The organism is Sagittula sp. S175 (assembly GCF_049800975.1).
Lineage (GTDB): Bacteria > Pseudomonadota > Alphaproteobacteria > Rhodobacterales > Rhodobacteraceae > Sagittula.
In genome coordinates this window covers 41,558-60,995 of the sequence record NZ_JBNAGB010000008.1, presented here as the reverse complement: position 1 = coordinate 60,995, position 19,438 = coordinate 41,558, and the positions used below count along the sequence as shown (strand labels likewise).

The 19,438-nt window shown below is 65.7% G+C and carries 22 protein-coding genes; 14 read left to right on the top strand and 8 right to left on the bottom strand.

The features are described from left to right. The first annotated feature begins 108 nt into the window (after positions 1 to 108). From ACP16H_RS12005 to ACP16H_RS11985, 5 genes are all read left to right on the top strand, one after another. Positions 109 to 915 carry a TatD family hydrolase gene (locus ACP16H_RS12005; RefSeq protein WP_425072537.1) on the top strand — a complete coding sequence of 269 codons (807 nt, stop codon included), beginning with the start codon at positions 109 to 111 and terminating at the stop codon, positions 913 to 915. Further along, positions 912 to 1,709, top strand: a complete 798-nt coding sequence (locus ACP16H_RS12000) for an MBL fold metallo-hydrolase (RefSeq protein WP_425072536.1) — start codon at positions 912 to 914, stop codon at positions 1,707 to 1,709. The genes ACP16H_RS12005 and ACP16H_RS12000 overlap by 4 nt, the downstream gene beginning before the upstream one ends. A 151-nt stretch (positions 1,710 to 1,860) precedes the next feature. After that, positions 1,861 to 2,796 carry an AEC family transporter gene (locus ACP16H_RS11995; protein WP_425072535.1) on the top strand — a complete coding sequence of 312 codons (936 nt, stop codon included), beginning with the start codon at positions 1,861 to 1,863 and terminating at the stop codon, positions 2,794 to 2,796. A 104-nt stretch (positions 2,797 to 2,900) separates the two neighbouring features. Next, positions 2,901 to 3,812 (top strand): DMT family transporter, encoded by a 912-nt coding sequence (locus tag ACP16H_RS11990; protein WP_425072534.1) that lies wholly within the window; start codon positions 2,901 to 2,903, stop codon positions 3,810 to 3,812. Between the two features lie 110 nt (positions 3,813 to 3,922). Next, positions 3,923 to 4,849, top strand: coding sequence for a DMT family transporter (locus tag ACP16H_RS11985; protein WP_425072533.1), 927 nt, complete (start codon positions 3,923 to 3,925; stop codon positions 4,847 to 4,849). On the opposite strand, the gene ACP16H_RS11980 is transcribed toward ACP16H_RS11985, so the two are convergent. Continuing rightward, complete coding sequence (locus ACP16H_RS11980) at positions 4,773 to 5,456, bottom strand: thiamine diphosphokinase (RefSeq protein ID WP_425072532.1); 684 nt, start codon at positions 5,454 to 5,456, stop codon at positions 4,773 to 4,775. The genes ACP16H_RS11985 and ACP16H_RS11980 overlap by 77 nt on opposite strands. A 139-nt stretch (positions 5,457 to 5,595) precedes the next feature. Here ACP16H_RS11980 and ACP16H_RS11975 point away from each other — a divergent pair, with 139 nt between their 5' ends. Further along, on the top strand, positions 5,596 to 8,292 hold the full coding sequence (locus ACP16H_RS11975) for a hypothetical protein (protein WP_425072531.1): 2,697 nt from the start codon (positions 5,596 to 5,598) through the stop codon (positions 8,290 to 8,292). A gap of 65 nt (positions 8,293 to 8,357) precedes the next feature. On the opposite strand, the gene ACP16H_RS11970 is transcribed toward ACP16H_RS11975, so the two are convergent. The 3 genes from ACP16H_RS11970 to ACP16H_RS11960 form a co-directional block, all read right to left on the bottom strand. Next, a complete protein-coding gene (locus ACP16H_RS11970) occupies positions 8,358 to 8,849 on the bottom strand; it encodes an EVE domain-containing protein (protein ID WP_425072530.1) in 492 nt (163 codons plus the stop codon). A gap of 172 nt (positions 8,850 to 9,021) precedes the next feature. Continuing rightward, complete coding sequence (locus ACP16H_RS11965; RefSeq protein ID WP_425072529.1) at positions 9,022 to 9,282, bottom strand: DUF2842 domain-containing protein; 261 nt, start codon at positions 9,280 to 9,282, stop codon at positions 9,022 to 9,024. Beyond that, positions 9,282 to 10,577 carry an adenylosuccinate synthase gene (locus ACP16H_RS11960; RefSeq protein WP_425072528.1) on the bottom strand — a complete coding sequence of 432 codons (1,296 nt, stop codon included), beginning with the start codon at positions 10,575 to 10,577 and terminating at the stop codon, positions 9,282 to 9,284. The genes ACP16H_RS11965 and ACP16H_RS11960 overlap by 1 nt, the downstream gene beginning before the upstream one ends. 128 nt (positions 10,578 to 10,705) lie before the next feature. Between ACP16H_RS11960 and ACP16H_RS11955 the strand changes: the two genes are divergently transcribed. Continuing rightward, complete coding sequence (locus ACP16H_RS11955) at positions 10,706 to 11,101, top strand: DUF6524 family protein (protein ID WP_425072527.1); 396 nt, start codon at positions 10,706 to 10,708, stop codon at positions 11,099 to 11,101. A gap of 99 nt (positions 11,102 to 11,200) precedes the next feature. On the opposite strand, the gene ACP16H_RS11950 is transcribed toward ACP16H_RS11955, so the two are convergent. Continuing rightward, a complete protein-coding gene (locus ACP16H_RS11950; RefSeq protein ID WP_425072526.1) occupies positions 11,201 to 11,824 on the bottom strand; it encodes a hypothetical protein in 624 nt (207 codons plus the stop codon). A gap of 95 nt (positions 11,825 to 11,919) precedes the next feature. Between ACP16H_RS11950 and secG the strand changes: the two genes are divergently transcribed. Further along, positions 11,920 to 12,297 carry a preprotein translocase subunit SecG gene (secG, locus tag ACP16H_RS11945; RefSeq protein ID WP_425072525.1) on the top strand — a complete coding sequence of 126 codons (378 nt, stop codon included), beginning with the start codon at positions 11,920 to 11,922 and terminating at the stop codon, positions 12,295 to 12,297. Positions 12,298 to 12,387: 90 nt separating this feature from the next. Here secG and ACP16H_RS11940 read toward each other — a convergent pair whose 3' ends face one another. After that, on the bottom strand, positions 12,388 to 12,774 hold the full coding sequence (locus ACP16H_RS11940; RefSeq protein ID WP_425072524.1) for a hypothetical protein: 387 nt from the start codon (positions 12,772 to 12,774) through the stop codon (positions 12,388 to 12,390). 332 nt (positions 12,775 to 13,106) lie between these two features. Between ACP16H_RS11940 and ACP16H_RS11935 the strand changes: the two genes are divergently transcribed. Then, complete coding sequence (locus tag ACP16H_RS11935) at positions 13,107 to 14,750, top strand: CTP synthase (protein ID WP_425072523.1); 1,644 nt, start codon at positions 13,107 to 13,109, stop codon at positions 14,748 to 14,750. A 352-nt stretch (positions 14,751 to 15,102) separates the two neighbouring features. Here ACP16H_RS11935 and ACP16H_RS11930 read toward each other — a convergent pair whose 3' ends face one another. Further along, positions 15,103 to 15,339 (bottom strand): hypothetical protein, encoded by a 237-nt coding sequence (locus ACP16H_RS11930; protein WP_425072522.1) that lies wholly within the window; start codon positions 15,337 to 15,339, stop codon positions 15,103 to 15,105. 251 nt (positions 15,340 to 15,590) lie between these two features. Continuing rightward, positions 15,591 to 15,851 carry a hypothetical protein gene (locus ACP16H_RS11925; RefSeq protein ID WP_425072521.1) on the bottom strand — a complete coding sequence of 87 codons (261 nt, stop codon included), beginning with the start codon at positions 15,849 to 15,851 and terminating at the stop codon, positions 15,591 to 15,593. Positions 15,852 to 16,059: 208 nt separating this feature from the next. Between ACP16H_RS11925 and ACP16H_RS11920 the strand changes: the two genes are divergently transcribed. The 5 genes from ACP16H_RS11920 to ACP16H_RS11900 all read left to right on the top strand — a co-directional run bounded on the left by ACP16H_RS11920 (position 16,060) and on the right by ACP16H_RS11900 (position 19,425). Beyond that, the gene (locus ACP16H_RS11920) at positions 16,060 to 16,845 is read left to right on the top strand and encodes a 23S rRNA (adenine(2030)-N(6))-methyltransferase RlmJ (RefSeq protein WP_425072520.1); all 786 of its coding nucleotides are present in this window, start codon (positions 16,060 to 16,062) and stop codon (positions 16,843 to 16,845) included. A 50-nt stretch (positions 16,846 to 16,895) separates the two neighbouring features. Further along, entirely contained in the window at positions 16,896 to 17,339 is a 444-nt protein-coding gene (locus tag ACP16H_RS11915; RefSeq protein WP_425072519.1) for a TerB family tellurite resistance protein, read from the top strand. A 57-nt stretch (positions 17,340 to 17,396) separates the two neighbouring features. Further along, positions 17,397 to 17,837, top strand: coding sequence for a TerB family tellurite resistance protein (locus ACP16H_RS11910; protein ID WP_425072518.1), 441 nt, complete (start codon positions 17,397 to 17,399; stop codon positions 17,835 to 17,837). Further along, the gene (locus ACP16H_RS11905) at positions 17,834 to 18,556 is read left to right on the top strand and encodes a phosphate/phosphite/phosphonate ABC transporter substrate-binding protein (RefSeq protein ID WP_425072517.1); all 723 of its coding nucleotides are present in this window, start codon (positions 17,834 to 17,836) and stop codon (positions 18,554 to 18,556) included. The genes ACP16H_RS11910 and ACP16H_RS11905 overlap by 4 nt, the downstream gene beginning before the upstream one ends. Before the next feature lie 95 nt (positions 18,557 to 18,651). Continuing rightward, a complete protein-coding gene (locus tag ACP16H_RS11900) occupies positions 18,652 to 19,425 on the top strand; it encodes an ABC transporter ATP-binding protein (RefSeq protein ID WP_425072516.1) in 774 nt (257 codons plus the stop codon). Positions 19,426 to 19,438 lie beyond the last annotated feature (13 nt).

Sequence of the window (19,438 nt, the reverse complement as noted above, 5' to 3'; positions counted from 1 at the left end):
CACCGCCCCTTGCAGAATGCCACCAGGCGCGCAGCTCTGCCCCCGCCCCAGCCATCACCTTGACCCGCCCCCGCTCCTTCTAGATAGAAAACCCACAAAGGAGACCGCATGACCACGCGCATCACCGACAGCCACTGCCACCTCGACTTTCCCGATTTCGACGACTGCCGCGAGGAGGTGATCCAGAATGCCCTCGATGCGGGCGTGCATCGCATGGTCACCATCTGTACCAAGACGGTGAACGAGCCCAAGGTCCGCGCCATCGCCGAGGCGCATGATCCGATCTTCTACGCCTACGGCATCCATCCCATGAGCGCCGCCGACCAGCCACTGGTTTCGGTCGACGATCTGGTGCGCGTCGCGCAGCACCCAAAGATGGTGGGCATCGGGGAAACCGGTCTCGACTACCATTACACGGCGGACAGCGCCGCGATCCAGCAGACCAGCCTGCGCACACATATAGAAGCCGCGCAGGAAACCGGCCTGCCGCTCATCATCCACGCCCGCGCGGCGGATGACGACATGGCGCGCATCCTGACCGAAGGCTACCGCACCAAGCCCTATACATGTGTCATGCACTGTTTCTCGTCTTCGCCCGAATTGGCACGGGCGGCACTGGACCTTGGGTTCTACCTGTCCATGTCCGGCATCGCGACCTTCCCGAAAAGCCAGGAAGTGCGCGACATCTTTGCCGCCGCGCCCCTCGACCGCATCCTCGTGGAAACCGACAGCCCGTACCTCGCGCCCCCGCCCTATCGCGGCAAGCGCAACGAGCCGGGCTACGTTGTCCACACTGCACAGAAGGGGGCCGAGGTCTTTGGCCTCTCCTACGAAGACTTCGCCAAGGCCACCGAGGCCAACTTCGACCGCCTCTTTGCCAAGGCCGCCGCCTGGTCACCCGAGAGCGTCGCATGAGCACTCTGCGTTTCACCATCCTCGGCTGCGGCTCCTCGGGCGGTGTACCCCGCATCGGCGGCCACTGGGGCGTCTGCGACCCGACCAACCCGAAGAACCGCCGCCGCCGTTGTTCGCTGCTGGTGGAGCGTGAAACCGAGGCCGGCACCACCCGTGTCCTGATCGACACCACGCCCGACATGCGCGACCAGCTGCTCGACGCCGGGGTGGCCCATCTCGACGCGGTCGCCTGGACGCATTCCCACGCCGACCACGTTCATGGGTTGGACGACCTGCGCCAGATCGTCTTCAACACGCGCGAGCGGCTGAATGTCTGGGCTGATGGCGACACGCAGAACGACCTGATCTCGCGCTTCGGCTATGCCTTTATCCAGCCCGAAGGCTCGCCTTACCCGCCGATCCTCAACCTTCACACCATCGCTGGTCCGTTTACCATCACCGGTGCGGGCGGCGACATCACCCTGACTCCGTTCAAGGTGAACCACGGCAGCATCGACGCCCTCGGCTTCCGCATCGGCGATCTGGCCTACCTGCCGGACGTGGTGAAAATCCCCGAGGACGCCTGGGCGCATCTGCAAGACCTCGACTGCTGGATCCTCGACGCGCTGCGCCGCACGCCGCATCCCACCCACGCCCACCTGGCCCTGGCGCTGGAATGGATCGAGCGCGCCCGCCCGAAGCACGCCGTTCTGACCAACATGCACATCGACCTCGACCACGACGCCGTCGCCGCCGAGACCCCGGCCCATGTTAGCCCCGCCTTCGACGGCATGGTCCTGAGCTATGAGGTCTGAGGGGCTCCGCCCCGGTCGCGCCTGCGGCGCGCCCTCCCCGGAGTATTTGAACCAAGAAGAAATCAGGCGCGCGCCTGTGCTTCTTCTTGGTCCAAATACTCCCTTGCAACCCGACCACGCATGCCGCCACCCGACCCGGAGCGCCTGACCCATGCAAGCCCTCCTCGACGTCATCCTTCCCGTCTTCCTCGTCATCGGCGCGGGCTACCTCGCCTCGTGGAAGGGCGGCTTCTCCGAGTCCGCCGTCGACGGGCTGATGAAGTTCACCCAGAACTTTGCCATCCCCTGCCTGCTGTTTCGCGCGCTCTGGCAACTGGACCTCGGCCCGGACTTCGACCCATGGCTGATCGTCTCCTTTTACACCGGCTCCGTCACCGGCTTCACCGTCGGCCTGCTGGGCGGGCGCTACCTGTTCAAACGTGACTGGGAAGACGCCGTCGCCATCGGCTTTTGCTGCCTCTTCGCCAATTCGGTCATGCTGGGCCTGCCCATCACCGAGCGCGCCTATGGCACCGAGGCCCTCCAGTTCAACTACGTGATCGTCGCCCTGCATTCGCCGATCTGCTACGGCATCGGCATCACCGCGATGGAGATCGTGCGCGCCCAGCGGGACGGCGTCGCCAACCGCCACCTTCCGGCCAAGGTGCTGCGGGCCATGTTCCGCAACGCGCTGGTGATCGGTATCTCGCTGGGGGCCGTGGCCAACCTGATGAACCTCGACATCCCGAAGGTCATCACCGACGCGCTCGACCTGATGATCCGCTCGGCCCTGCCCGCCGCGCTGTTTGGCATGGGCGGCGTGCTCTACCGCTATAAGCCCGAGGGCGACTTCCGCGTCATCGCGCTGATCTGCGTCGTCTCGCTGGTGCTGCACCCGGCCATTGCCTTTACCCTCGGCACCCTCACGGGCCTGTCAACCGGGGCGCTGCGCTCGGCCGTTCTGACCGCCGCCATGGGGCCGGGCATCAACACCTATGTCTTTGCCAATATGTACGGCCGGGCGCGGCGCGTCGCGGCGTCGGGTGTGCTGATCGCCACCATGGTTTCGGTGCTGACCGCCTGGGTCTGGCTGTCGCTGCTCCCTTGACCCGCAGAATTTTGACCAAACGGTCGCTTTTCGGCGTGCATCCCGGGCGCTCCCGTGGATGACTGCGCAGGGGACAGCCCCCGCGACGCAACCGAAAGACCGACATGAAATCCTCGACCACCCTCGGCATCCTTTTCATGCTGGCCTTCTGCGCCATCGCGCCCGTCATGGACGCCTTCGCCAAGGCCACCCCCGCCGAGATCCCCGTCACCCAGATCCTCGTCGCGCGCTTCGGCATTCAGGTCGTTCTGCTGTATCCGATCGTCATGTTGATGCGCCTGCCGCATGGCATGACCATGCGCGACGGCGCGTTCCACGCCGTCCGCGCGCTGGCGCTGATCCTCGCCACCTACTGTTTCTTCACCGCCCTGCGGTTCATGCCGCTGGCCGATGCCATCGCGATCTTCTTCGTCTCGCCCTTCATCGTCTCGCTCATGGGCGCGGTCTTTCTGGGGGAAACAATCGGCTGGCGCCGCATCACTGCCTCGCTGGTGGGCTTCGCGGGCGCGCTGCTGGTGATCCGCCCCAGCTTCGTCGATCTCGGCGCGGTCGCCCTGCTGCCGCTGGCCACTGCCGTTCTCTTCTCCTGCTACATGCTGCTGACCCGCGCCATGTCGCAGAAATCCCACCCGCTGGTGTTGCAGGCGCATACCGCTCTGGCCGCCACCGTGCTGACCCTGCCGCCGATCCTGCTGGCGGACGGATCCGGGATCACGCTCCTCGACCCGGTCTGGCCCACGGGCTTTGCGCTCGTCACCCTGACGGGCGTCGGCGTCATCGCCACCATCAGCCACGTCTGCCTGACCTTCTCGTTGCGCATGGCCCCGGCCAGCCTCGTCTCCTCGCTGCAATATTTCGAGATCGTCGGCGCCACCGTCGTCGGCTACATCGCCTTCGGAGACCTGCCCACCCCGCTCACCGTCCTCGGCATCGCCATCATCGTGGCCTCCGGCCTTTATACCATCGCCCGCGAGCGCCGTTTGGAACGCGAGGCACAACCCGCCCCGCCCGCCTGACGGGACGGCTTTGCGGGACGGAGGGCGGGGCGCCTTTGCGCGAAAGCGCAAACAGCGCCGTCCCCGTCCCGACACTGGACCCAGACCACGGACCTGCCTAACCTGCCACCATGTCCACCGACCGCCCCCTCCTCGGCATCGCCCTGACGCTGGCCGTCTGCCTCTCGGCGCCGCTTGGCGATGCGCTGGCCAAGCTCTTGGGCGCGCATCTCTCCATCGGGCAGATCACCACCCTGCGCTTCGCCATCCAAGGCCTGCTGCTGATCCCGCTGTCCCTCGCGCTGAGACAATCCTGGCGCATGACCCCCGCGACCTTCGCCCTGCTCAGCGCCCGCACCGTCCTGCATGTGGTCGCCATCGCCCTGGTCGTGCTGTCGCTGCGCGCCCTGCCGCTGGCCGATTTCATCGCCATCACCTACGTGATGCCCTTCATGGCCCTGCTGCTCGGCTGGCTCTTCCTTGGCGAAGAAGTCGGCCCCCACCGCATCGCCGCCTGCATCGCGGGCTTCGGCGGCACGCTCATGGTGCTGCAACCGGCCTTCCTCGAATTCGGCCTCACCGCGCTGCTGCCCGTGGCGCTCGCGCTTGCCTTCACGCTTTACATGCTGCTCAGCCGCCAGCTTGGCCCCCGCCTCGCCCCGATCGCGCAACAGGCCATCGCCGCGCCCCTCGCGCTGATCCTGCTCCTGCCGCTTCTGGCGCTTGACACGCCCGAGACCACCTGGATCACCCCCGCCCGCGCCCTCTGGGGGCAGATCGCGCTCATGGGGATCGTCGGCAGCGGCGCGCATCTTGCCATGGCCGCCGCGCTGAAATACGCGCCCGCCAGCACGCTGGCCCCCATGCAGTACCTCGAAATCCCCGCCGCCACGCTGATCGGCTGGCTGATCTGGCGCGACCTGCCGGGACCGCTCGCGACCCTCGGCATTGCCGTGACCATGGCCAGCGGCCTTTACATCGTCATGCGCGAGCGGGCCATCGCGGCGCGTGGTCCAGCGCCGACACCAGCGCCTCCAGCCGCTCCACCGGCAGGATAAGCAGCATCCCCGGCGCGTCCATCCGCAACCGGACCGGCCCGCTGACCGCGTTCGACGTCCCCGTTACCCCGTCCGGGCGGAAGACGATCCCGTCGATGGGCCAGCGCAGCCCCTCCGACCGCCCCGTCACCTCCGCCATCGGCCACAGCGAAAGCCGCTCCCCCACGGGCAGGTCCAACTCAAGTTCCGCAGGACAGACGCAGACCACGTCCTCTGCCCCCACCAGCACGCAGCGCCGGTCCGGCCTGCGCGCCAGCACGGTCATGGCCGCCAACTGGTGATCCAGCCGTGCCCCGAGAAAGCCGTACCCCAGCACCAATGGTGCCTCGATATGGCGCAAGCATTTGTCGAAATCGGTCGAATCCTGCTCGGCCACGGGCCGCAGCACCCCCGGTGCCAGCCGCGCCTGCAACTCAGGGGAAAGCGAATCCATGTCGCCATACACCGCATCGGGCATCCGCCCCGCCGCCAGTGCCTTCGCAGCGCCACCATCTGCCGCGACGACCAGCCCCGCGCGCGACAATGCCGCCTCCAGAACCCCATTATCCAAGGCCCCGCCGCCGACCAGCAGCACCGGCAGATCACTGTGAACAATTTTATTATTCATGTCCGATTAATGGCCTTTTGGGAAACAGATCACAATCAAGCCACGAAATGATACCCTTACGGGCACAGATTCGTTCAGCTTTGGTCCGAGTGATCATGGTAAACACACTGTTGCATAACGAACGAAAGTGAGCAGCACGATGGTGAGTTCGAGCAAGATCCTGACGGTTTCCTACGGAACCTTCTCCTGCACGGCCGAGGGTTTCGATGACCCGCTCGCCGTGGTCAAGGAAACGACGCACTTCTTCCGAAGCGTGGTCAGCAATGACCGATTCTTCGGGGCCGAACCACCGCAATTCGACGCTGAAATGGCGAACGAGATGATGCGCGCCCATATCGCGCAGACCTCCACCGACCACGGCACCCTGACGCTGGGCAAGGCCACGGGCGCCGCATCCTCCGGTGCGCTCGCTGCCGCGCTGGCCGCCGGACCGACCCGTGCCCGCCCCGCCGAGCCCACGTCGCCCGAAACGACTCCCGCCGTCGAGCTGCCCGACGACGACACCATCGAGGCGACCGCTGTCCTGACCGAGGTCGCTGTCGACGACGTGGCCCTCGACTCCGCCGAGGTCGAGATCGCCGTGGCGACCCAGCCCGTCGCAGCCCCCATTGCACCGGCGACCCAAGACATCCCCCATACGGTGACCCCGGTCGCCGAGGAGGTGCCCGCGCCTGCTCCGCGGCCCTCCAACCCTGAAAGCGTCGCGGCCAAGCTTGACCGCATCCGCGCCGTCGTCGCCTCCAACGCCGCCGAGGCAGAGGCCGACGATACCGAAGAGACCGAGGACAAGCGTGACGCGGCCAAACTGGCAGCCGCAGCTGCAGCGGTGACTGCCGGAGCGACCGCCGCCGCTGCCGCCACGCCCTTGCCCGAGTCGCTCTTCCGCGACGACGCCGAAGGCGACGAGGTCGACGACGACGCGCTCGACGCGCTTTTGGGCGAATTGCGCGGCGATCAGGACGATCAACCCGACGTGTCCGCAGCCACGCTCGACCTGCCCGAGACCACCATCGCCACCGAAACCGTCAGCGACACCGAGCTCTCCGACAGTATCGCCAGCCTGCTGGGCGGCGAAGCCCTGTATCAGGACGACGCCGAAGACGCCGAAGCAGACGAGGAACCGGTGATCGCCGCCGCAGCATCGTCGACCTGGGAAACCGCCGAGGACGGCGACGACTGGGAAGACGACGACTCGGTCGAGGACATCGCCGCCGCCTATGCCGAAGGCGACATTGCCGCCGAGGACATGGACGCCGTCGCTGACGAGGACTTCGAGGACGACCTCCTCGAAACCGAGGCGGCACAGGATACCATGGAAGACGTCGCCGAAGATGACACAGCCGAAGACGACTTCGACGCCGACGCACATGACCTCCCGCGCGCCGCGTCCGCTCTGGACAACGTCTTCGCCGAGGACGAAGCGCACGAAGATCTGTCCGAAGCCGACGACACCGCCCAGCCTACCCCCGCCCCGCTGCGCGCCCGTGTGGTCAAGGTAAAGCGCGCCGACTTCCTGCGCGCCGTGGAACAGGGCCAGCTCGAAGAGATCGACGACGAGGACGAGGACGACTTCGGCACAGCCGCGCAGGCCTCCGACGTCGCCCCCGCTGCCGTCCCGATGGCCGACGAAAGCACCCTCTCCCCCGAGGAAGAGGATGAACTCGCCCGCGAACTCGCCGCCGTGAAGGCCGAACTCAGCGGCGAATTCGACGCCTGGACCGACGAGGACGAGGCCCAGCCCGCTCCGGTTCAGGCCGAGGCCGGGGATTGGGACGACGAGGACGAAGACGAGGACGACTTCGTCGCTCGTGCCCGCGCCAACGGTTGGGGTGACGAATCCTACTACGACGACGACGAGGACGATGAGGATGACGACCTTCTCTCGGCCCCGGCGCCGCTGCGCCTCGACAACCCGGTGATCCCCGAGGCTGCAGAGACCTCGCGCTGGCCCACCGACCTCGACGCCATCGACTCCCGCGCGGCAGGCGAACTCGGCCAGCCCGCCCATGTCGACAGCGACGAGGACGACGAGGACGAGGAAGACCCGCTCGAAGCGATGATCCGCGACTCGGCCCGCAAGACGGTGAAACTGGCCAGCCCGGCCCGCGTCATGCTGACCGAACGCGAGGTCGAGGATGACGACACCTCGCGCCTGATGGAGCAGACCGACACCGAGATGGACGAGCCCGAGGGCAACCGCCGCCGCACCGCGATTGCGCATCTGCGCGCCGCCGTGGCCGCGACCAAGGCTGACCGCCTGCTGGGCCGCAAGGCCAACGCCGCCGAAGAGCAGGAACCCTACCGCGAGGACCTCGCCAGCGTGGTGCGCCCGCGCCGCCCGCAGGCGCCTGCCGATCACCGCACCGAACGGCCCAGCGAACCGGCGCCGCGCCCTGCGCCGCTGAAACTGGTGGCCGAACAGCGCGTCGCCGGTGACCACGCAAAGGCACCGTCGGATCTGCCCCGCACGGTTCCGGTGCGCCCGCGCCGCGTCTCCCGCGTGGCCGAAATCGCCCCCCGCGAAGCCGAGGTCACGCCGATCGACGGCGACGGCGCAGGCTTCGTCGCCTATGCCGAGCAGGTCGGCGCCACAGAGCTGCCCGAGCTGCTCGAAGCCGCCGCCGCCTACATGGCCTACGTCGAGGGCCGCGACCAGTTTTCGCGCCCGCAGCTGATGTCCACAGTGCGTCAGGCCGAGGCCACAGAAAGCTCACGCGAGGACCGGCTGCGCAGCTTTGGCCAGCTGTTGCGCGAGGGCAAGATCAAGAAGACCGCCGGGGGCCGATTCACCGCCTCCGACCGGATCAGCTTCAAGCCCGACCGCGCCGCCGGTTGAAATCAGACGTTACAATAAATCAAACGGCACCCCACGCGGGTGCCGTTTGTTTTTGCACCCACTTGTCATGCCTGAACCCCCATCACCCCGGCGATGCAGCTGAAATCCGCCCGCGACACCTCGAACAGGCCAACGCGGAACCTGTAGCCCCAGGCCTTCTGCCCCCGCGTGAACGCAAACTGCTCCAACAAGGGCGCAATCGCTGCCACGCGGGCCGCGCTCCACGCCACGTCCCGGCGCCGCGGATGAAACCCCTCCGCCTGCGTCACCTGATAGGGCTCGCGCTCGCGCAACCGCCCCAAGGCGGTGAAGGCCTGCAACTTGCCGCTTCCCCGAAACAGCCGCGTCGGTGAACAATACGCGACGCCATCACCGGGCCGCATCCGCCGCAGCGGTCCGCCCTTGCCATGACAGACCTGCATGAATCCCTCGCGGCACCCGCGCGCCACATGCTCCGCCGAAGCCACGGCGATCCAGCACCGCGCCCCCAGAGCCAGCGGCAGTTGCGCCAAAGTCGGCGCCTCACCCTCGGACCCTTGCTCGAACAGATCTCTCAATTTGGCCTCCCCTGCGCCAAAGCTCGGGACAGCCTGTCACGGAATGCCGTCAGGAACTGTCAGCACAACACGGGTCGGCGGGCGGGCGCCTTTCGGCGCAGCCGAAACAGTGCCGCCCCCGACCAGCGCAGACGACCGAAACGAAAACGGCCCCCCGAAGGGAGCCGTGCATTCATTTCAAACCGTCGTCCTCGTAGCGGATCGGGTCGGCATCCGGATCGGCCTGCCCGACCCCCTTGAATACCGCCTTCAGCGGCAGCATCCACAACACGCCCAGCACGACGTAGATGATGAACTCCAGCCAGATCGGCGGCCGCTCGAACAGGCTGATGATGTACAGAGCCAGCCCGATATACACCGGCAGCCCCACCACCAGCACCAGCAGCGACAGCCGCCGACGCGCTTTGTACGACAATCCCTTTTTCTGGGCCATCAGTCAGCAAACGGGTCGGTGACGAGGATCGTGTCGTCGCGCTCCGGCGAGGTCGACAGCAGCGCCACCGGGCAGCCGATCAGTTCCTCGACGCGGCGGACGTATTTCACCGCCGCCGCCGGGAGGTCTGCCCAGGACCGCGCGCCTTCGGTCGACTCCGACCAGCCTTCCATCTCCTCGTAGACCGGCGTGCAACGCGCCTGCTCTTCCGAGGCAAACGGCAGGTAGTCCAGCTGCCGACCGTCCAGCTCGTAGCCCACGCAGATCTTCAGCGTCTCGAAGCCGTCCAGAACGTCCAGCTTCGTCAGCGAAATCCCGTTCACGCCCGAGGTCGCGCAGGTCTGCCGCACCAGCGCCGCATCGAACCAGCCACAACGGCGCTTGCGGCCCGTCACGGTGCCGAACTCATGGCCGCGCGTGCCCAGACGCTCGCCATCCGCATCGTCCAGCTCGGTCGGGAACGGACCCTCGCCCACGCGCGTGGTATAGGCCTTCACGATCCCCAGCACGTAGTCGATCGCGCCCGGCCCGATGCCCGTGCCCGTCGCCGCCTGCCCGGCAATCACGTTCGACGAGGTCACGAACGGATAGGTGCCAAAGTCGATGTCCAGCAACGACCCCTGCGCGCCTTCGAACAGGATGCGCGAGCCCGCCTTGCGCTTCTCGTTCAGCACCTTCCAGACCGGAGCGGCATAGGGCAGGATCTCCACCGCGATCTCGCGCAGCTGCGCGATCAGCTTCTCGCGGTCGACCGGCTCGATCCCCAGACCCTTGCGCAGCGGGTCATGGTGCTGCAACGCGCGGTCCACCCGCGCCTCCAGCGTCGCCGGGTCCGCCAGATCGGCCACGCGCACCGCGCGACGGCCCACCTTGTCCTCGTAGGCCGGGCCGATGCCGCGGCCCGTGGTGCCGATCTTCGTCCCCTTCGAGGCCGCCTCTTCGCGCGCCCGGTCCAGCTCGCCATGGATCGGCAGGATCAGCGGCGTGTTTTCCGCGATCATCAGCGTCTCGGGCGTGATCTCCACACCCTGTTCGCGGATCTTGGCGATCTCCGACACAAGGTGCCACGGATCCAGCACCACGCCGTTGCCGATCACCGACAGCTTGCCGCCGCGCACCACGCCCGACGGCAGCGCGTTCAGCTTGTAGACCTTGCCGTCGATCACCAGCGTATGCCCCGCGTTATGGCCGCCCTGGAATCGGCAGATCACGTCGGCCCGTTCCGACAGCCAGTCCACGATCTTGCCTTTGCCTTCATCGCCCCACTGGGCGCCGACAACCACGACGTTTGCCATATCCATAGGTCCTTTCGGAGGTTCAAACCCGCGCCCGTATAACGACGCCCGCGCGACAGCGAAACCGCAAAATGCTGGACAGCCCCGCGTCAAAACCCCACCTAGGGACAAATTCAAAGGAGTCCCCCATGTCCTTCCTGCTGCGCTGGCTGTTTGCCTTCCTCCTTCTCGCCGCCACGTGGAACCCGACCGTCTGGAACTGGACGCGCGCGGCGCAGCACCATTGGACCGATGCCAAGTCGATCATCACCCTCACCGGGCTGATCCTGCTGGCGGGCTACGTCATCTACCTGCGCGCAACGGTGCGCAGCATCGGCCTTGGCGGGATGCTGTTCGTGCTCGCCCTCTTTGCCGCGCTGCTCTGGGTCGCCACCGACTTCGGCCTGATCTCCCTGTCCGACCCAGGCCTGCTGGCGTGGCTCGGGCTCTTCGCCGGATCGCTGGTGCTGGGAATCGGCATGAGCTGGTCGATCATCCGTCGCGCCATCTCTGGCCAGGTGGATACCGACGACGTCGAGGAATAGGGCACTCCCCCGGGACGATGGACCCAAAGGGTCGGTGGGCGGGCGCTTTCCGGCGCAGCCGGAACAGAGCCGCCGCCGACCCGCCGACCCATCACCCACCTAGTACCACCGCACCCAATCCACTTCCCGGTAGCTCCAGACCCAATGGCCGCCATCCCCCTCAGCCGTGCCATGCCGTGCTCTTGACCCACCGAACATGCCGTATGCGACCCAGCTGTCCCGGAACGACCGCAACTCCGTGATTTCCAGCCCCAGCGCTTCCGCCCGCTCCTCTTGCCGCTGGGCGAAGATAGCCCCCTGAAGCGCCACCGGAACCTCCCACAACAGGATCGCCAGCACGGGTAAGGCGACAATGCGCGGCCCCACCGACAGCTTCCGCAACACGAGCACGCCGCCGATCAGCAACCCCAGCGCCATCAGCGCCCCCGGCCACATCCGCATTTCGAGAAGCCCGTCCAGCACCACCAGCACCACACTGGCCGGCAGGAATAGCAGCGACAGCACCGCATCCTCTAAGTCCACCGGCCCGCCGCCACGACGCCCCCACGCATGGTCTCCGCCGATCCCCGCGTAGCCCCAAGGCAGCGCCACCGCCAAAAGGCCCACCGCCAGCCAAACCCAGTGCCGCCGCCCCGCCAGCCAAAGCATCAGCACCGGGACCGCCCAGACCGCAAGGGCGATCCCCGCCAGTGTCAGCAACCGCTCCACCATGAAACCGGACATACCGCCTCCTTTTGCCTTGCGCAGCACAGCCGCCTTGCGTCCTGTGCCCGCTTCCCCTACATAGCCGCAGAATTCGCAAAGATTGTGCAGGCCTCATGCAGAACGTCGTCCTCATCGTCCACCTCCTCCTTGCCCTCGGCCTGATCGGTGCCGTGCTGCTTCAGCGCAACGAAGGCGGCGGTCTCGGCATGGGTGGCGGCGGTGGCCCCGCCGGTGCGCGCGCGGCGACCACGCCCATGGCAAAGCTGACATGGATCCTCGCCGTGGCCTTCATCGTGACTTCGATCACGCTGACCATCTTTGCCGCACAGAACTCCGCAGGCTCCTCGATCCTCGACCGTCTCGCCCCGACCGGCGCGCAAACGCAGTCGGACGCCCCCGCCGTGCCGGGCGCGGACCTGAACGTCGACGACCTGCTGCCGCCCCCGTCGGCAGGCGGCACCGACGCGCCGCTCACGCCCAAGGCGGACTGAGCCCCAGCACAGACCATCGCAAAGGCGGCCTCCGGGGCCGCCTTTTTCGTTTCGGACAGCTTTTTACCCGACTGGGGCCTGCGCCACCGTTCAGTCCCAGTTGTAGTTTCCGGATAATTCCTCGGTGGGCAGGATGGGCTGCGGCTCTGCCGCATCCGCGCCAAATCCGATGGCGTCGCGGTCTTCCACGTCAACCGCGCGCCGCACCGGGACATAGCGCCATTCATTCTCGCCACCCCGCGCAGCCTCCTCCCCGGCACCCGCGGCGAAATCGAATCCATCCTCCGCCCCGTCCAACTGCTCCGCCTGCAACGTCCCCAACGTGGCATCCCGCAAGGGAATCGCATCGCGTGACGGATTGTCTCCGATATCGCCCTGCACCAGTTCCCCATCCGAACCGAGCGGCATCCGCGCCGCGCCCTGCCTCCCCACCCCACGATCGTAAAATTCAAAGGACATCGTGACGCTCTCGCCCATGGTCGTCTCTCCCCTCAAAGGTCTTCATGAAATTCTGTGCTCAAGGCCGCCTCAAATCCGCACGGCCCAGGGCAGCATCGCCCCAGGGCGACCGGCGCGCCAGTCGGCAAATCCACCCCTTGTAAAATGTTCCACAAACTCTTGGTGATAGCACGGCGGCGCCCCGCATCATCTTGCGGTCGTCTGGACTTTTCAGCCCGAATCCGCTATTAGCCAAATCCCGTGTTGCAGCCGTCGACACATGCGGTAAAAGCCGCCTGTCCGACGGCTTGCTCGCCCGGTCGGGCACAATCGAAAAGACCGGAATACAGGCAAAGACACGGGGTTTCCTGATGGCGCGTTTCATCTTTATTACGGGTGGTGTGGTTTCTTCGCTGGGCAAGGGCCTGGCCTCCGCCGCCCTCGGCGCGCTGCTTCAGGCGCGCGGATACTCGGTCCGCCTGCGCAAGCTCGACCCCTACCTGAACGTCGACCCCGGCACCATGTCGCCCTTCGAGCATGGCGAGGTCTTCGTCACCGATGACGGCGCGGAAACCGACCTCGACCTTGGCCATTACGAACGCTTCACCGGTGTCCCCGCGCGCAAGACCGATTCCATCTCGTCCGGCCGCATCTACACCAACGTTCTGGAGAAAGAGCGCCGCGGCGACTACCTCGGCAAGACCATCCAGGTGATCCCGCACGTCACCAATGAAATCAAGGACTTCATCTCGATCGGCGAGGATGAGGTCGACTTCATGCTCTGCGAGATCGGCGGTACCGTGGGCGACATCGAGGGCCTGCCCTTCTTCGAGGCAATCCGCCAGTTCGCCCAGGACAAGCCGCGCGGCCAGTGCATCTTCATGCACCTCACGCTGCTCCCCTACATCAAGGCCTCGGGCGAACTGAAAACCAAGCCGACCCAGCACTCGGTGAAGGAACTGCGCTCCATCGGCCTCGCCCCCGACATCCTCGTCTGCCGCTCCGAAGGGCCGATCCCCCAGAAAGAACGCGAGAAACTCGCCCTCTTCTGCAACGTCCGCCCCGATTCCGTGATCGCCGCGCAGGACCTGAAATCCATCTACGAGGCCCCCATTGCCTACCACCGCGAAGGCATGGACCAAGCCGTCCTCGACGCCTTCGGCATCACCCCGGCCCCGCGCCCGAACCTTGCGAAGTGGGAAGACGTCTCCGACCGCGTCTTCAACCCCGAGGGCGAAGTCACCGTCGCCATCGTCGGCAAATACACCCAGCTCGAAGACGCCTACAAATCCATCGCCGAGGCCCTGACCCACGGCGGCATGGCCAACCGGGTGAAGGTCAACATCGAATGGGTCGACGCCGAGCTCTTCGACCGCGAAGATCCCGCGCCGCACCTCGAAAAATACGACGCCATCCTCGTACCCGGCGGCTTTGGCGAACGCGGCACCGAGGGCAAGATCAAGGCCGCCAAATACGCCCGCGAGCACAAGATTCCCTACCTGGGCATCTGCCTCGGGATGCAGATGGCCGTGATCGAAGCCGCCCGCAACGTCGCCGGCCTGAAAAAGGCAGGCTCCGAGGAATTCGACCACGAGGCCGGGGAAAAGCGTTTCGAGCCGGTGGTTTACCACCTCAAGGAATGGGTGCAGGGCAACGAGAAGGTCAACCGCCGCCCCGACGACGCCAAGGGCGGCACCATGCGCCTGGGCGCCTATGACGCGGTGCTGAAGGAAGGCTCCCGCGTGGCCCAGATCTACGGCAAGACCACCATCGACGAACGCCACCGTCACCGCTACGAGGTGGACACCAAGTACAAGGAACCGCTGGAAAAATGCGGTCTCGCCTTCTCCGGCATGTCGCCCGACGGCAAACTGCCCGAGATCGTCGAATGGCCCGACCACCCGTGGTTCATCGGCGTCCAGTTCCACCCGGAACTGAAGTCGAAACCCTTCGAGCCGCACCCCTTGTTCCGGGATTTTGTTCGGGCGGCGAAAGAGGTATCGCGGCTGGTCTAAGAAAAGGCGCCCAAACTGGGCGCCTTTTCTTTTGTGTTCAAGTCTTGGCAAAGAAGCTGTTCGCCTCAAAGCCTTCCGCGCAACCGCACCATCAAGTCCATCCGCCCGTGCAGTACTGCCACGACCAGCGGCGCGCCTGTTTCGAGCCAGAACACCACGTGCTCCCGGCACCGGACAGAACGCAAACGCTTATCGATCTCTGGCCACCGCCGTCCGGGCACGCCCTGCAATCCGCCGAAACACGCCTCGAAATCCGCCAGATACGTGTCTGCCTGCGCCAGCCCCTAAGTGCGTGCCGTGTACTGCCATATGTCGATCAGATCCGCCTCGGCCTCGACCGTCAGGCGATAGGTCACGCCTTGAACCCGGCCCGCGCCAGTGCCGCGACCTCGGTCACGCTGCGCCCTGTCACGCGCTGCTCTGCTCCGTCGATCCGGGGACGCAATACCGCCCCGAGAGCCGCAACGGCGGCTTCTTCGCCCAGCAACCGCCCGCGCATCATCTCTTCAAGGCTCAGGCCGAGCGTTTCCGCTTCCGCCGCAAGCCGTGCATAATCTGCGTCATCAAGATTGAGGGTCACGATCTTCATTGCCAGATTGTGCCATAAACGCCCCCGACTCGCCAAGGTGCTTCCAAGCCACCGCGTCCGCGCCAATCCTCAACACCCCCTCACCCAACCGCACGCCCCGTTAACCCCGGTCCCGGCCCCAAACCACGCACATCGCGTATGCATGGTTTGTGCATACTTTCCGCATGGATTCTGCCTGTTTCCGGCGGGTTAACGCGGCTCGGAAAACGGTTAATCTTAACGCGCCCCGTACCACCGGCCCGAATACCCCATCACCCGCGCCACACCTCGCCCGTCCGGGCGTTGATCGTATAGGCCAGCCGCGCGCCAATCGCCTGACAGCGGACCTCGAACACGTCCTCGGCATCGCCCGGCTTCATGCCCACCACGTCTTCGCACAGGAACCCGACCGAGGTAATCATATACGCGCCCAGCGTGTGCATCTCGTGCCGTGTCAGGGACTTCACGCCACCAGCGGTGAACCCCAGCACCAAAGCCGAACACACTGTAATGTCGATGATTTTCTTGAACATGATTGTCTGCCTCTTTTGCTCTCTGTCGCCAAGTTGACAATGGATCGTGGCGAAATCCGGGCACTGATGCTGCATCCGCAACAACCCCAAGGTTGCAGAAATGCGATTTTGCACGGTCAACAATCGGTTTATGCAATCCCCATTGTCGCCAGATCCGGAGCCCCAAAGACCTCTTGTCGGCGCGTCCCCCGCGCCTTACCCAAGGCACATGTTAAGCTATCAGCACGCCTTCCATGCCGGGAACCTGGCCGATGTCCACAAGCACGCAGCGCTTGCCTGGACGCTTGCCTATCTGACGCAAAAACCCAAACCGATCAGCTACTTGGAGACACACGCCGGTCGCGCCCTCTATGACCTTTCGGGCGAGGCGGCGCTGAAAACCGGCGAGGCCGCACAGGGCATCGCAAAGCTGCTCGACCGGCTTGCCGCCGATCATCCTTACCGCACCACCATCGACGCCGTCCGCACACAGCACGGCGCCACTGCCTATCCCGGCTCTCCGCTGATCGCGAAAACCCTGCTGCGCGACACCGACCGCCTGCATCTGGCCGAGCTGCACCCGCAGGAGCACGCCGCCCTGCGCGCCAACCTGCGCGGGCGGAATGTCCATGTGCATCAACAGGATGGCTATGACATGACGGTGTCGCTGACGCCACCGGACCCGCGTCGCGGCATGCTGCTGATCGACCCCAGTTGGGAGGTGAAGGCCGACTACGTCACCCTGCCAAAGACCGTCGCCGCCATCGCGCGGAAATGGAACGTCGGCATCATCATGATCTGGTATCCGATTCTCACCGACGCACCGCATGTGCCGATGCTGAAAACGCTTCAGGCCGATCACCCCGAAGGTCTGCGCCACGAGGTCAGCTTCCCCCCCGCCCGCGAAGGGCATCGCATGGTAGGCTCGGGCCTCTTCACCATCAACCCGCCCTGGGGGTTGGAGACCGAACTGCAACACCTCACGAAAACCCTGTTTTCGCGCAAAAATTCCTGAGCAGGGACCGTCCCGCAGCCTATTGTAAGGGTTAACAGAAGGGGGAAACCATGTTCGAACGCCTGTCGCACCTATTCCAGACCAAGACCCCCAAACAGGCCCCCCTACCCGAGATGGACGCCAAGTATGCGCTTGGCACGCTGCTGGTTCGCGTGGCACAGGTGGACCGGGCCTACCTCTTTGAGGAAATTGAACAAATCGACCGGATTCTGCGCGAATGGAACGGCGTGAACGCGGTCGAGGCGGCCAAGATGCGCGCCATGTGCGAACGCCTCTCCGAGGCTGCGGGCGATAGCGAATCCCTCGCCGACCTGATTCGCGACCACGTCGACTACGCCCACCGCCTCCAGGCCGCCCAGGCCCTCTGGAAAGTCGCCCTCGCCGACGGCATCACCGACGACCGCGAACAGGCGCTGGTCGACCTGATCGAAACCCATCTGGGCGTCGAAACCGCCGACTCCGAAGAGGCCCGTGCATCGGCGGCAATCCCCTGACTCCACAGGGAAAATCAACCACCTTGGAAGCACGGCAGAAGACGCTATAACAAACCCATGTTCGCAGATTTTCTCCGCCGCCTCACCGCCCCGCAGCCCGACCAGATGGCCGACGGCGACGCGCGGCTTGCCCTCACCGCGCTGCTGGTGCGCGTCGCCCGTGCCGACGGCCACTTTGACCCGATCGAAGCAGAGCGCATCGACCGCATCATCACCACGCGCTACGGGCTGACCGCTTCAGAAACCCAAGATCTTCGTAAACAGGCCGAAGCGCTGGAGGCCGAGGCCCCCGACACTGTCCGGTTCACCCGTGCTATCAAGGACGCCGTGCCCCACGCCGACCGCATCGCGGTGATCGAGGCGCTCTGGACCGTGGTCCTTGCCGACGATGCGCGCGACGACCGCGAAAACGCCCTGCTGCGTTTGGTGACGAACCTCCTTGGTATCACAGATGTCGAAAGCGCCATGGCCCGGCAAAGGGTTGAAAAACAGGGATGATCGCCAGCCTCCCGATGTACTGGCGTCCCGAGAACGCGCATCTGTGGCGCGGCTTCTGGCGGCATGTGCAGGACGCGCTGCCTGACCTTCCCGACCTGACGCCGCCCGAGGACATCCCAAGCCGATGGACCGACCACTGGCTGCGCTATGACCTGATACTCTCAGCCACCTGTTCCCTGCCCTTTCGGACCGTGCTGAAAGATCGCGTGACCTATGTCGGCACGCTCGGCCATTTCGTCACCGAACCGGGCGGTTACTATTTCTCAAGACTCATCCGCCACCCTGACGCCCGCGAGATCACGACCCTCGCCTACAACGAACCGATCAGCCAGTCTGGCTGGGCCGTGACCCGAGGCCACCCCGCGTTAACCAACGTCAAGAACCATATCGAGACCGGCGCGCATTCCGCCTCTCTCGCCGCCGTTGCCGAAGGCCGCGCCGATGCGGCCATGATCGACGCCATCACCTGGCGCATCCTCGAACGCTGCGATCCGAACGCGCAGCGTGTCATCGTCGATGGGGCCAGCCCCGTCTCCCCGGGATTGCCGCTCATCACCGCCAAGGGCAACGACCCGGCGCCCCTGCGCGCCGCCCTGGCGCAGGCCACGCAGACCTTCAAGACCGAAGACCCCGACCTCATGGGCGGCCCGCTGTCGTTTCATCTTCTGGATGAAGCGACCTACCACGCTTTGCCCATCCCGGCAGCACCGCCCGCGTGACCCGACGTTAGCGCACCAAAAAAACGGCACTCCCCCTTGCCAACCGTCAAGGATTGGGCGTTTCATGCCCAAAATCTAACCATTCCGGGGGCCCCTTGTCCGACACGCCCGTCATCGAAATCCGCGACCTTCACAAGGCCTATGGCCGTCTGGAGGTGCTGAAAGGTGTCGATATCTCTGCGCCCAAGGGCCATGTGATCTCGCTCATCGGGTCGTCCGGCTCCGGCAAATCCACGCTGCTGCGCTGCTGCAACCTGCTCGAGGACAGCCAGAAGGGCGAGATCCTGTTCAAGGGCGAACCCGTCAGCTGGAAGGGCACGGGCCACCACCGCCGCCCTGCCGACGCGAAACAGGTGCTGCGCATCCGCACGAACCTCTCCATGGTGTTTCAGCAGTTCAACCTGTGGGCGCATATGACGATCCTGCAGAACGTCATGGAGGCCCCGCTGACCGTCCTCAAACGCGACCGCGCCGAGGTCGAGCAGGCCGCCCGCGCCTACCTCGACAAAGTGGGCATCGGTGACAAATGCGACGTCTACCCGGCGCAGCTCTCCGGCGGCCAGCAGCAGCGCGCCGCCATCGCCCGCGCCCTGTGCATGGAGCCAGAGGCGCTGCTTTTCGACGAACCGACCTCCGCGCTCGACCCCGAGCTGGAACAGGAAGTCGTCAAGGTTATCAAGGCCCTCGCCGAAGAAGGCCGCACCATGATTATCGTCACCCACGACATGAAGATGGCCCATGATGTCAGCGACCACGTCGTCTTTCTGCATCAGGGCCTGATCGAAGAACAGGGCGCGCCGGGCGACCTGTTCGGCAACCCGAAATCGGAACGGCTTCAGGGCTTCCTGAAGTCGACCGTTCACGCCTGAGGCGGCATCAGAC